The 12,779-nt window shown below is 30.6% G+C and carries 10 protein-coding genes; 5 read left to right on the top strand and 5 right to left on the bottom strand.

Annotation, left to right across the window (positions count from 1 at the left end; translation table 11 throughout):
- Nucleotides 1-6: 6 nt before the first annotated feature.
- From AC0L4B_RS15355 to AC0L4B_RS15340, 4 genes are all read left to right on the top strand, one after another.
- Nucleotides 7-1,713 (top strand): hypothetical protein, encoded by a 1,707-nt coding sequence (locus tag AC0L4B_RS15355; protein WP_473437704.1) that lies wholly within the window; start codon nucleotides 7-9, stop codon nucleotides 1,711-1,713.
- A 30-nt stretch (nucleotides 1,714-1,743) separates the two neighbouring features.
- Complete coding sequence (locus AC0L4B_RS15350) at nucleotides 1,744-4,614, top strand: type I restriction endonuclease subunit R (RefSeq protein WP_473437703.1); 2,871 nt, start codon at nucleotides 1,744-1,746, stop codon at nucleotides 4,612-4,614.
- Between the two features lie 227 nt (nucleotides 4,615-4,841).
- Nucleotides 4,842-5,129 (top strand): GIY-YIG nuclease family protein, encoded by a 288-nt coding sequence (locus AC0L4B_RS15345; protein ID WP_473437702.1) that lies wholly within the window; start codon nucleotides 4,842-4,844, stop codon nucleotides 5,127-5,129.
- A gap of 207 nt (nucleotides 5,130-5,336) precedes the next feature.
- A complete protein-coding gene (locus tag AC0L4B_RS15340; RefSeq protein ID WP_473437701.1) occupies nucleotides 5,337-5,492 on the top strand; it encodes a hypothetical protein in 156 nt (51 codons plus the stop codon).
- 117 nt (nucleotides 5,493-5,609) lie between these two features.
- Here the strand turns inward: AC0L4B_RS15340 and AC0L4B_RS15335 are convergent, their stop codons facing one another.
- The 5 genes from AC0L4B_RS15335 to AC0L4B_RS15315 all read right to left on the bottom strand — a co-directional run bounded on the left by AC0L4B_RS15335 (nucleotide 5,610) and on the right by AC0L4B_RS15315 (nucleotide 12,141).
- Nucleotides 5,610-7,724: a UvrD-helicase domain-containing protein gene (locus AC0L4B_RS15335; RefSeq protein ID WP_473437700.1), complete on the bottom strand. Its 2,115-nt coding sequence runs from the start codon at nucleotides 7,722-7,724 to the stop codon at nucleotides 5,610-5,612.
- Complete coding sequence (locus tag AC0L4B_RS15330) at nucleotides 7,718-10,069, bottom strand: RecQ family ATP-dependent DNA helicase (protein WP_473437699.1); 2,352 nt, start codon at nucleotides 10,067-10,069, stop codon at nucleotides 7,718-7,720. Before AC0L4B_RS15330 ends, AC0L4B_RS15335 begins: the two co-directional genes overlap by 7 nt.
- 131 nt (nucleotides 10,070-10,200) lie before the next feature.
- Nucleotides 10,201-10,425, bottom strand: a complete 225-nt coding sequence (locus tag AC0L4B_RS15325) for a hypothetical protein (RefSeq protein WP_473437698.1) — start codon at nucleotides 10,423-10,425, stop codon at nucleotides 10,201-10,203.
- 231 nt (nucleotides 10,426-10,656) lie between these two features.
- A complete protein-coding gene (locus AC0L4B_RS15320; protein ID WP_473437697.1) occupies nucleotides 10,657-11,379 on the bottom strand; it encodes a LytR/AlgR family response regulator transcription factor in 723 nt (240 codons plus the stop codon).
- Nucleotides 11,380-12,141 (bottom strand): LytS family sensor histidine kinase, encoded by a 762-nt coding sequence (locus AC0L4B_RS15315; protein ID WP_473437696.1) that lies wholly within the window; start codon nucleotides 12,139-12,141, stop codon nucleotides 11,380-11,382.
- 494 nt (nucleotides 12,142-12,635) lie between these two features.
- Between AC0L4B_RS15315 and AC0L4B_RS15310 the strand changes: the two genes are divergently transcribed.
- Nucleotides 12,636-12,779: a hypothetical protein gene (locus AC0L4B_RS15310; RefSeq protein WP_473437695.1), complete on the top strand. Its 144-nt coding sequence runs from the start codon at nucleotides 12,636-12,638 to the stop codon at nucleotides 12,777-12,779.

The following is a 12,779-nucleotide window of genomic DNA, read 5'->3' as shown; positions in this document are numbered from 1 at the left end:
AAGTTAATGAGTGATATTAAAGAATATAAACCGCAAGACTATAATAATTTTAATTTAACTTTTCCAGAAGTTGATAAATTATTAGATAAAATAGAGCTTATAAAAAGACGGAAAATAAAGGATTACAGTAATCATATTAATTATATAGACCCTTTAAATCATGTAAAAACACTTAAAAATCCAGTAAATCATTTAATTGTTGGTAGGCGAGGAGCAGGTAAAACTTCTCTATTAATTAAAGTAATTGAAGAAATAAGAAAAGAAAAAGGATTTGTTACTATAATAGACATGCAAGGTAAACAGAGGCAAAGTGCAGATTTACCATTGGTTGAAGTATTAATAACATTATTTAAAGATATTAAAGATAAATTAGAAAATAGTAAACAGTGGGAGCCATACGTTCAAAGAAAAACTAAAATAAAATTTTATAAAATTAAATCTTTAATTAATGGACTAACAAATAAGCAAACTTGGTCTAGTGAAATAGTAGAATACGATAAGTTGTTTAATACATTAAATATATTATTAGAGAAATTAGAGGTAATTAAAAAAACTCCCAACGGTTCTAATATTCAGATTATTGATTCTAATAGAGTAAACCAAAAAAGTAACAGTAAAGTTAATTTATTTGGCAGTATTACCGCAGATGCAAAATATTTAGCACTTATTAATGCTTCGGCTACAAGTGAATTAAGTTATACTCTAAATAAGGAAAAGGAAAAAAATGAGGAAAATAATTTAGAGTACACAGGAGTTTATTCAAAACAAGAAGCTTTGGATGAAATAAAACAAGAAATTATAGAATCTTTAGAAGCTTTTCATAAATTATTTGAAAAACCAATTTTTTTAATTCTTGATGATTTTTATCAAATACCTATAGACAACCAGCCTTACATATTCCAGTACCTTCATGATATAAATAAAGAAACTTCAAATATGGCTTTCTCCTATAAGGCGTGTTTAGTTCCAAATAGATTTAAACTTAATGAAGAAAATAATAAGATATTATCTCACAAGGATGATTTTAGTACAATTAATCTTGATAGGGATTTCTATGAATTAGAAGCTAATAAGGATTTGTTATTTAAAATACTTTGTGGTATTGATCCTTCTTTAGAGTTTACAACTGTTAGAATTAATAAGTTGTTTAATGATAAAAATGTAATAAATGATTGCGTTCGTGCTTCTGGTGCTTTGCCAAGGTATTTTTTAGATGTTTTTAGCCATATGGTGAAGTATTCTAAAGCGGAAAATAAGCCAAAAATACATAGAATGGTATTGTCGCAAGTAATAAGAGAAATTAAGAAAAGTAAAGACGAGTTAATTACAGAAGAAGCTTATTTACCACAAGAACAAATTAGAGAATTATATGGAATAATTGATGAACAAGTTGTACATGGCTTACAAACAAATGTAATTTTATATCCTTATAATGCATTTAAGAAAAATGAGAATATTTTGAATTCATTGATTAATTTAGGATACATCCACAGAATAAAAGAAACCTTAATGGTTAATAAAATAAATTATATTCCATTATTTATAGATATGATTTTTACGCATACAAAGTCAGATAAAATGCCTAAAAATTTTAAAGACGTTAAATTTTGGACTAAGAATATTAAAAATCTAACTAGCTGTCAAGTTTGGGAGTTTGAAAAGAGTAAACTTGAAGAATTAATTGCAAGAAATATACAGGTCGCTGCGACCTAAAGGTCTCGCAATGACAGAACATAACAAACTATGTCAAAACAATCTGAAGCACAACTAGAAAACAACCTAATAAAGCAGTTAGCAGGTTTAGGTTACCAAAACGTAAGCATACCAGATGGAGACGCTTTAGTATCTAATTTAAAAGCGCAATTAGAGGCATTTAATAAAACCGTATTTTCTACCAAAGAGTTTGATACTATTTTAAACCATTTGGCAAAAGGTAATGTGTTTGAAAAAGCTAAAACGCTACGCGATCGTTTTAATATTACCAGAGACAATGGAGACAGTTTTTATGTGCGCTTTTTTAATAGCGACAATTGGACATCAAATTTGTTTCAAGTCACCAACCAAATCACCCAAGAAGGGACTTACAAAAACCGTTACGATGTAACTATTTTAGTAAACGGTTTGCCTTTAGTGCAAATAGAATTAAAGCGTCGTGGTTTAGAAATTAAAGAGGCTTTTAATCAGATTAATCGGTATCAGCGTCACTCGTTTTGGTCTAATCATGGTTTGTTTCAGTATGTGCAATTGTTTGTTATTAGTAATGGCGTTAACACTAAATATTTAGCCAATAATAAATTACAGTCTGTTAAACAAACTTTTTTCTGGGCAGATGTAGATAATAAAAATATTACCGATTTAACGCAATTCGCTACTTCGTTTTTAAACCCAAACCATTTGGGTAAAATGATTGCAAAATATGTGGTGCATAACGAAACGCATAAAATATTAATGGTTTTACGACCATATCAGTTTTATGCAACAGAAAAGCTAGTAAATCAGGTAACTACAAGTAACGATAATGGTTATATTTGGCACACTACAGGTTCTGGTAAAACCTTAACGTCTTTTAAAGCAAGCCAGATTATTATGGACTTGCCAAACGTACACAAAGTAGTGTTTGTGGTAGACAGAAAGGATTTAGATTACCAAACCATGTTAGAGTTTAATAGCTTTAAAAAAGATAGTGTAGATGTTACCAACAATACACAGTCTTTGGTTAAGCAGTTAACAGACGATTCTAAATTGGTGTTAACTACCATACAAAAACTAAACAATGCGATTTCTAAAGCTAATTATGAGAAAAGCTTAACGCATTTACAAGATAAAAAAGTGGTCTTTATTTTTGATGAGTGTCATCGCAGTCAGTTTGGAGATACACATAAAAAAATTACAGAGTATTTTAAAAGCAGTCAACTTTTCGGTTTTACAGGAACACCAATTTTTAAAGACAATGCGTCTAAAAATGATTTAGGAAAACGTACCACCAAAGATTTATTTGGTAATTGTTTGCATAAATACGTGATTACAGATGCTATAAAAGACCAGAATGTATTGCGTTTTGGTATTGAGTATGTAGGGAGATACAAACAAAAAGGGAACACGCTTATCGATATTGAAGTAGAAGCTATTGATACTGCGGAAGTTTTTGCAGATGAAAAACGTTTAGAAAAAATAGCCGATTATATAATTGCGTACCATAATCAGAAAACATTTAGCAAAGAGTATTCGGCTTTATTTGCAGTGAGCAACATTGATACGTTAAAGAAGTATTACGACATTTTCAAACGTAAAAAAGAAGCAGGCGAACACGATTTGCGTATTGCAACTATATTTTCTTACGGAACCAATGAAGATGACGAAGATGCACAAGATTATATTCCTGGAGAACAATTGCCTCAAGCAGCAGAGCCAGCTTTAGTATATAAAACAAGTCATACCAGAGAAAAGCTAGACGAATACATTGTTGATTACAACACCATGTATAACACTAGTTTCTCAACAAAAGATAGTCAGCAGTTTGAAAACTACTTTAAAGATATTAGTAAGCGTTTAAAAGAACGTGAAAAAGCAACGTTTCAAGATAAAGACCGTTTAGATATTGTTATTGTAGTAAATATGATGCTTACCGGTTTTGATGCTAAAAAAGTAAACACATTATACGTAGATAAAAATTTAAAGTATCATGGTTTAATACAAGCGTATTCTAGAACTAACAGGATTTTAGGTGAGCAGAAGTCGCAAGGAAACATATTGTGCTTTAGAAATCTTAAAAAAGCAACGGATGAAGCAATTACCTTGTTTTCTAATAAAGAAGCAATAGAGGAAATCATTTTACCACCTTATGATAAAATTGCAGAAAAGTTTGATGACGCTTTAAAAAACTTGTTAGAGATTGTACCAACATTTCAAGAGGTTGATAATTTACCAAGCGAAACCGAAGAGTTAGCCTTCATACAAGCGTTTAGACGTTTGTTACGTGCTAAAAATGTATTAGAATCGTACACTGATTTTGATTGGGAAGATTTAGGTATAGACGAGCAAACCTTTGAGGATTACAAAAGCAAGTATCTAGATTTACACGACAAGGTTAAAAACGATAGTCAAAAACACAAAACATCTATTTTAGATGATATAGATTTTGAGTTAGAACTCATTCATCGTGATCAAATAAATGTAGCCTACATTTTACAGCTTCTTGCAAAATTAAAAGATGCTAAATCTGCTGATGTCAAAGCACAGAAAAAAGCCATTATAGATATGCTATCTGGTGATGTAGAGTTACGTAGTAAACGCGAGTTAATAGAAAAATTTATAGAAGAAAACTTACCACACATTAATGATGTAGACGCAATACAAGATGAATTTGAACGCTTTTGGCATGAAGAAAAAATACTAGCATTATCTAAAATATGTGAAGACGAAAATCTTGATAAAGCACAATTTAAAGCCTTAATAGAAAGCTACACAGATTATGGCAGAGAACCATTAAGAGACGATATCTTTAAGTGCCTAGACAACAGACCAAGTATTTTAAAAGCACGTGAAATAGGAGAACGAATTCTTGATAAAATGAAAGAGTTTGTGCAAGTGTTTATTGAGGGAATGACAGGTTAGAGAAGAATCGTCAGTACAAAACATGAATAATACTGTCATAGCGAGGACACAGGACGAAGCAGTCTCATGATGACAAACCGTCACTGCGAGGCACGAAGCAGTCTCATGAAGCGTAGTACTAAATATTAAACAGATTGCCACGACCAGAGGTCTCGCAATGACGTAACAACAAACAGATTGCTTCGCTACGCTCGCAATGACGTAAGCGAGACTATGACATATACAGTATGAAACCAGGTTATATTTACATCCTTACTAATAAAAACAATACCACATTATATGTTGGTGTTACTGCATATTTAAAACAACGGATACTGCAACATAAAGAAAAACACAATTTAAAATCATTTACAGCCAGATACAATTTAAACAAACTGGTATATTATGAAGCACACCAAATGATTGGAGATGCAATAGCAAGAGAAAAGCAGTTAAAAGGAGGAAGCAGAGCACAAAAAATAGCTTTAATAGAAAGTATAAATCCAGAATGGTTGGATTTGTTTGATGAGGTGTAACGTCATTGCAAGACTCGCTGCGCTCGCAATGACGTTGTAAACTAGGATGAAGCAGTCTCCTGATGGCAAACCGTCACTGCGAGGTACGAAGTGGTCTCATGAAGCGTAGTACCAAATATTAAATAGATTGCCACGACCAAAAGTCTGGCAATGACGTGACAACAAACAGATTGCTTCACAACGTTAGGAATGACAAACATATTGCTTTTGCTTCGTTCCTCGCAACAGGCTATAAAGCCTGGGAATGACAGTAGTGTATTACTTTTTCCTTTGCAAGGGCGTAACAAGAAACATCATCAATTATTTAATACTAAAGAAGTAGAGCAGTTTGATGTAAATAAGAAACCTAAAGTAATTGGATAATTATATGTCAAGACCCTAAACCATACAAAAATTTTTACCAGACGCATCACCAACTAGTATTCGTGAAGAAGACTAAAGCATAAAAATAGAGTAGATGAAAAATGAGTTATTAAAATTTTAATGTTTCACAAACTTCAACCTAGGTAGTACGATTTTATATTCTTTTTCTTCTTTAGTATCGTACCAATACACTAAATATTCTACTTGGCCAGATGCTAATTGATATCCATCTTTAACAAATGAACGATACTTAGTTTCTATAAAATGTTTAGAAAAAAGGAGAACATTCTCTTTATACGTATTAGCTAAACCTAAAGCCGTATTACCAGTAAATTGAACGGTGTCTTTTAATAACGCATCACCAGAATGCAGTTTCTTTATTTTATTAGCTGTTTTAAAGTATTTTTGAGACGCTAGATAAATGTCTTTATGTCCCAGTAGGAGCTCAAAGTGATTGGGTTGTATTGTTTTACCAACAAATGCTATGGTTTTTAATGTATTAGTGTTAAAAGTGTCAAAAAAGGAAGCATTACAGTGTAGTTGTAAACTTTGCTTCGCTCTAGAACAGCCAACATATAAAACCCGTTTAGATTCCGTATCGGTAAAGTCGTAGTTTTCTAGTAGTAGATAAACATGATCAAACTCTTTACCTTTTGCTTTATGCATGGTTGCTATTACAATGGCATTAGCATCTGCATTTATAGCGTCTTCCATTTTAATTTCACGAATGTATTCGTACCAATCAATAAGCTGTTTTTGTTTATTGTAATGGCTTTCAAATGTTTTAATAATAGCGATACAAATATCAAAATGCAAACTGTTTTGATGTTTAGATTCAAAAAACGTTATAGCAGCATTCCATGCATTATTAAAAATTAAACCAGCATCGTTTTTGTTTTTTTGCAGGGCTTGGGTAAACGTTCGTAATTCATATAGAGCCTCTAATCTAAAGCCTTCTAATCCTGTGATTAGTTTTGTTTTTTGTCCTGCCTCTTTTAAAAAAGTACTAAGCATTAATGCTTGTTTATTGGTTCTAACAAGTATAGCACGAGTGCCAGAATACGCATCTTTTATTACAGCATTAGTTAATGATTTTTCTAGATAATTGCTGTTGTACTTAACTAATTGTATAAAAGCTGCGCTTCCCTTTTTTACTGGTTCTAAAACTTGTTGTTTTAATCTATTAGGTAGGGTTGTTAATAGCTGGTTATTAAAGGCAACGATATGCGAATGACTTCTATAGTTTTTAATAAGCGAATAAGAGGTCGCATTATATTTGTTTTTAAATGCTAACATATAGGCATTGGACGAACCTCTAAAGCCATAAATGTTTTGGTCGTCATCACCCACAGCTATAACACGTATGCCTTTAGATTTATTTATTATTAACTGGATAAGTTCCCATTCTGCTTTATTGACATCTTGAAACTCATCTAGAAGTAAAACACTTTTATTAATGATGGAAGAAATATCAATATCTTCATTTTTTATAGCTTCTAAACAGTCTTGTATTATGTTTTCAGACTTTTTTAAATCGCCCAATTGTCCTAAGAGTTGAAAGCAAAACCCATGAAAAGTTGTTATTTTTATTAAGCCCGAATATTCGGGAACTAGTTTTCTGGTTCTAGCCTTAAACTCTAAAGATGCTGCTTTAGAAAATGTAAGCATTAAAAACTGTTCTGGTTTTATATCTTCTAGTAATAAAAGACTAGCTATTTTGTGAACTAGTACTTTAGTTTTACCACTACCAGGTCCTGCCAATACTAGGATGTTATCCGATTTATTATCGTTTACTATTTTGGTTTGATCGGTATCTAAATCTCCAATTACTTCTTTAAGTCTATTGGGTGTTAAAGGTGTGCTTATTTCTTTTTTTCGTCTTGGAAAATATTTTGCAAGAAACTCATCATAAGGTTGACTAAAATAATCATTAACATACGCTAGTGCAGATTCGTAGTTTTGGATTCTTCGTTTTGCATATTCACCAACAATATGAATTTGTTCGGTTTTGTGGTGGTAATGATCGTTCATTTTCTTGAAGTTATCTACAGTAAACCTTGGTATAGAATTGTCAATTTCTTCTATGTTTAACCTATTATAGGATACCATAAAACCTCCTTCTAGTTTGATGGATTTTATCTGATTTAAAAAGAGTAGAGTTTTTTCATAGCGTTTTATGTCTTCTTCTTTAATTTGCCCGAATAATTGATTTGATTTTTTTAATTCTAACATAGAAAAGGATACAGGTAAATCTTTTTGCTCTTTAAAACTTGCTTTTCCTTTTGCTCTATTTGGAATTTTTCTAGTAATTGATAGGTGTCTATAGATAGGTCATGTCTCCATAGTATATCCTCTTTAAGTAGGTCGCTATTTTTTATTTTAATTTGATATAAATCATGGGCTCTGTCTATACGTTTTTTTTGAATAAAGTTTCTGATTTCCCAATAATTTAATATGTTTTTTATGGCATCTATAGATGTTTGTATAATACCATTATCAATTAAATCTTGATTTAATTGACGCATAGAGATTTTAATGTCTTTAGTTAATAGTTGTTGTAAGGCGGTTTCAATAATGCGATACCTTTCAATAATTTTTCTTGAACCATTAGACGATTGTGTTAAGTTAATAAATGCAGTTAAATCTTTGGCGTCTCCTAGTATTTTAAACTCTCTTAAGATATCAATAACATCTCTTATTTCATTTAGTTTTAAACCTGTTCTATCTGCTAAATAGTCAATCCTACACTCATCATCTTTTACTATACGTTGCAAAACTCTAGAACAGTTTAGAACCTGGGTATCTGTTAAATTGTTTTGTTGACGAATTATTTTTAGCGCATTTTCAATTTTAGGAACCATTAAACTGTCGGCAAAAACACTTGGTGAGTTTTGTTTTCTTTTAAGAAATCCTTGGTCTTCTAACGCTGCTATTGATGTTTTTACTTTGGTTTCTAAATCTATAATCTCTGTATCCCAACCTGCTTTTTGCGCAATTTCTAGAGCAGAATTACTAATTTTTTTGTTTGTCCTAAACTTAGAGAGAAACTTTAATCCTTGCCAAATTTGTTGAATCTCTTTTTGGTTAATTTTTGTTTGCTGTAATAAACTGAAGTGTTTGTTTAAATCATGCTCATTAAATAGAATGTAACATTTTGCCTGTATGCTTTCATCCCGACCAGCTCTTCCTGCTTCTTGTACATAGTTTTCTAAAGAATCTGATATGTTATAATGTATTACAGACTTTACATCGTCTTTATCTACTCCCATACCAAAAGCAGATGTAGCAACAATTATGTCTTTTTCGCTGTTCATGAAGGCATCCATACTTCTCTTTTTTAAATCTTTGTCTAGCTTACCATGAAAAAAGGTAGCATTAAAACCAGCTTTTTCAATAGATTTATGGACTTCTTCTACTCTTTTGGTTCTAGAAGCATAAATTATTGCAGGTTTTTCACAGCGTTCTAATAATTTAAGTAAAGAGTTAGTTTTTGTTGTAGCGTCTTCAATTTGAATCACTTCATACCTTAAATTTGTTCTACTAGCTCTAGTTATGTGCTCGTCTAGTTCTAATTCTAGCTTTTCTTTAAAATAATTTTTTATGTCCGTTATGACCTGTGGTTTTGCGGTTGCTGTAAAACAGGAGACAGGAATCTTTCTAAAAGTATTGTGTGCTTCTAGAGTTTTAATAAAATCGGCTATATATAAATAATCTACTCTAAAATCTTGTCCCCAAGAAGAAAAACAATGCGCCTCATCTATTACAAATCTAGCAATAGAGCGCTGTTTTAGTATTCTTAATATAGTAGGTGAACGAAGAGATTCTGGAGATAAATAAAGTAATTGTACATCACCACCTTCTACACGTTCAATAGCATCTTGTCGCTCTAATGGAGATAATAAACCATTTATAGCTACAGCTTTAGTAATATCAAATCGTTTTTCAAGATTTTCTACTTGATCCTTCATTAATGAAACCAACGGTGAAATGATAACTGTAAGTTGACGTGAAAGTGAACCATTCATTAAAGCAGGAAGTTGAAATGTTAAAGATTTACCTCCTCCTGTAGGGAACACAGCAACAAATGATTTTGCGCTTAAACCCGCTCGTACTGTTTTTTCCTGTAAGCTTATTTTTTCATTTAAGTCAAAACTCCTAAAATTTTCATAACCAAAATAGGTTTGTAATGCATTTATGGGGTTTAAATTTGTGTTACAATAGGTACAACTTGTATCGTTACAGTTGTTAAATCTAAGATTATCAACTATTTTTTGAGTAACGGGTAGTGTATTACTAATCCAATAGGCTAATATTGATTTGTCTTCGGCTGTACAAATTAAGGAATATGCGTAGGCAAATTCTATGGGATATTTTTTAGCTATTTTATCTATTTGTGTGTTTTTACATATTTTATTGGCGAATAGGTTATTTAAATTATTACTTATATCTAAGTGTTCTATTTTGAAATTTATTAATTCTAAAAAACCGGAATAACTTTTTGATTGAAAAAGTAAATTAGCATAAATCTGTTGTGTATTTTGGTCTAATTCATTAAATCTATTTAGTTCATCACTCAACAGTATTTTGGTAAGCTTACAATCGGATAGTGGGTTGTTGTAATCACTATCATTAACTATTTTGTAACCTTTTACAAGTTTATGGTAAGGATTATCACTAAAGAGAATAGGTGACCAAAGTAGCGTGTCAATTATTTTTTTCCTTTAAAAATGTTCTCGCCTAATACGTTTTTAATCAACGGGATATCATGTGCAATTATATTATGGCCACAAATATATTGCGTATGATTTATCCATTTTTCAAGTTTTGTTAAACTTTTTTCATGTAGCTCTTGCCCATTATAAATAGCGCCTACATCATTTATTTTGCCATTTTTAGAGGTCTCAATGTCTATATAGAGTATTTTGTTAATCATTTGCCGAAATTATATTCTGGTTTAGATTTAACCATATAAAAAGGAAAAGCTTCCTATTTTAATTATGATATATAAATCTATTATCAGTTAGGGAGAATTTTTATAATAACAATGCTATAATCAAATTTAGGAAAAAAACTGTGTTTTATTTTTAGAAATTAACTGTGTTTAATTTCAGTTTTTAGATAATTAATATTTTTTAGACACCAAATAGCGTTCGTATTCTAGAGACTATTCCTTTTTTTCATTGTCTCCAATGAACAGTGTTTCGTCACAATCCAATAACTTAATTTTTTTGTTATTTCTGCTATCAATTTTAGATAGATTAACAATAGTGCTTTGGTTAATTTTTTCAAAACCGTAAGGTTCTAATTTTTTAGAAAGCTCGTTAATACTAATTCGAACATTAGTAACAGTAACGTCGTCTTGCTCACCAAAAAAATGAACACAGTTTTTGTTGGATTGATATTTTTTGATATTTCGCGATGTTGAAATGTAACAGGTTTCGTCAGGACAAAAACCTATGTCTTGATTTACACCAATTGCAAGAGTTAATCGTTCGCCTTTTTTAAAAGTGTTATTATTATTTATTTTACCAATAATTTTATTTTTCAAAATAGCTTCAAACTCTTCAACCTCAAAAGGCTTGCTTAAAAAACCAGAAATATCTAAACTATTAATGACTTTTTTCTCATTATTACTTGTAGAGGTTAGAAATATTATTTTTTTGTTTGTTGCAATTTTATGTGCCAACTCAATACCATTATACACAGGCATTTCAAAATCGACTATAAGTAAATCAAAGTCGTCTTCATTTATATTTTCATAAGCCTTTTTAGAGCTATCATAACTTGCTATATGTTTTAACTCATAATCTTTTGATAGCTTATCAATTTTAGTTTTAACATTTTTCGAAATACTAGGGTCATCATCAATCAGTATATAACGTATCATTTAGTTTAAGCTTAAAGTTAGTTCTGATAAATATTGATTGTTAGGTAGTGTTTTATGCTCCAATTTACTTTTTGGATAATGGAGTTTAAGCAGCTGCTGTAAAGCATTCAAGCCAAAGTTAGATGATTGTGAAACTTTACTGTCATAATCTAAACGTTGTTCTGCGCTATTCACCAAGCAATAGCTTAATTGTTTGTCGTCATTTTCTTTTAAAATGATACTTATAAAAGAGTCTTCGCTATTTAAGCTACCATGTTTTAAAGCATTTTCTACAAATGGAAAGAAAAGTGTTGGTTTTATTTTGATAGTATTGTTTTGTTCTGACTTTAACTTATTACTAAAATTAATGTTAGTATTTGGTTTGAGATATTTAATAAGATCTAAAAACATGGTTATATGTGCTAACTCTTCTTCAAGTGTAGTGTTTTCTTTATTTAATGCTGACACATTGTAGTCTAATAGTTTAAAAATGTTTTTTAAAGCTTTAATAGGTGGGATTTTACTTTTAGTTGTCCCTACTTTATAATTAATGCCTAAAAAAGACTTGTAACTATTATCTGTTTGTTCAATATCATTGTAAATCTGGCTAATCACATTTTTTATAAAATGCGCTCCAAGTCTTGTATTATTTGCTTCTACGTTTTTATAGTTTACAAAACGTTCATAAGCTCTTTTTTGATGGTTATTGGTTTCTTTATGTTTTGCTATCTCTTTTTCTTTTTGACTTAAAGTAGAATAGAATTTTTGTTTGTAATCTTCCATTTCTTGTTGTAGCTGAAAGAGTTCAGTGTGTTTACTCGTTAATTTTCTTTCGAGATTAGAGATGACCTTTAGTTTATCATCATAATTTGTTATTGCTAGTTGCGTAGCTTCTAGTTGTTCTGTTATTTGTTTATTCTTCTTCCTAAAAGAACGCTTTTTATACAGATTGTACCAGTTTCTTATTATGACCAATAGCAATACGCATAGTAAAATGAGAATAGTACTTTTTGGTATTTCTATTTGTTCGGATAGTTGGTATTGATTATAAAATTCTGAATAGCGATTCATACAGTTATAGTAGGTGGTTGGTTGATTAAATGGTTGTTTTTTTGAGAGTCATTTTTTTATATCCCAGAAAAACAGAGCGATATCCCAAATATAGTCGGTCTGTCACAAATTAGAAAATTTAATTGTAATCATCTGCATCTTTACAGTAATAACAACGGGTTTAGCATGGTGCTAAGCTTTTAAAAATCTAATTAATACCATAAAAAATGAGTAAATCAAGACCAATGACAAAAACAGCAGCTTCAAGAATTCAAAGCAGCACAACTAAAACTTCAAATACAGGAGGAGTAACAAAAGGAAGCTTTGTAGCAAGAGCCCAAAGTGCAGCAGCTAAAAACGCTAACAAGTAA

The sequence above is a fragment of the Olleya sp. NP1-10 genome (assembly GCF_055804415.1).
Note: the sequence above shows the minus strand (reverse complement) of the source record. Positions and strands in the feature narration are given on the sequence as shown.

Excerpts from the sequence above, each read along its gene's own strand:
- AC0L4B_RS15355 (WP_473437704.1), top strand. The coding sequence starts at position 7 with ATGAGTGATATTAAAGAATATAAACCGCAAGACTATAATAATTTTAAT.
- AC0L4B_RS15350 (WP_473437703.1), top strand. The coding sequence starts at position 1,744 with ATGTCAAAACAATCTGAAGCACAACTAGAAAACAACCTAATAAAGCAG.
- AC0L4B_RS15345 (WP_473437702.1), top strand. The coding sequence starts at position 4,842 with ATGAAACCAGGTTATATTTACATCCTTACTAATAAAAACAATACCACA.
- AC0L4B_RS15335 (WP_473437700.1), bottom strand. The coding sequence starts at position 7,724 with ATGTTAGAATTAAAAAAATCAAATCAATTATTCGGGCAAATTAAAGAA.
- AC0L4B_RS15325 (WP_473437698.1), bottom strand. The coding sequence starts at position 10,425 with ATGATTAACAAAATACTCTATATAGACATTGAGACCTCTAAAAATGGC.
- AC0L4B_RS15320 (WP_473437697.1), bottom strand. The coding sequence starts at position 11,379 with ATGATACGTTATATACTGATTGATGATGACCCTAGTATTTCGAAAAAT.
- AC0L4B_RS15315 (WP_473437696.1), bottom strand. The coding sequence starts at position 12,141 with ATGGAAGATTACAAACAAAAATTCTATTCTACTTTAAGTCAAAAAGAA.
- AC0L4B_RS15310 (WP_473437695.1), top strand. The coding sequence starts at position 12,636 with ATGAGTAAATCAAGACCAATGACAAAAACAGCAGCTTCAAGAATTCAA.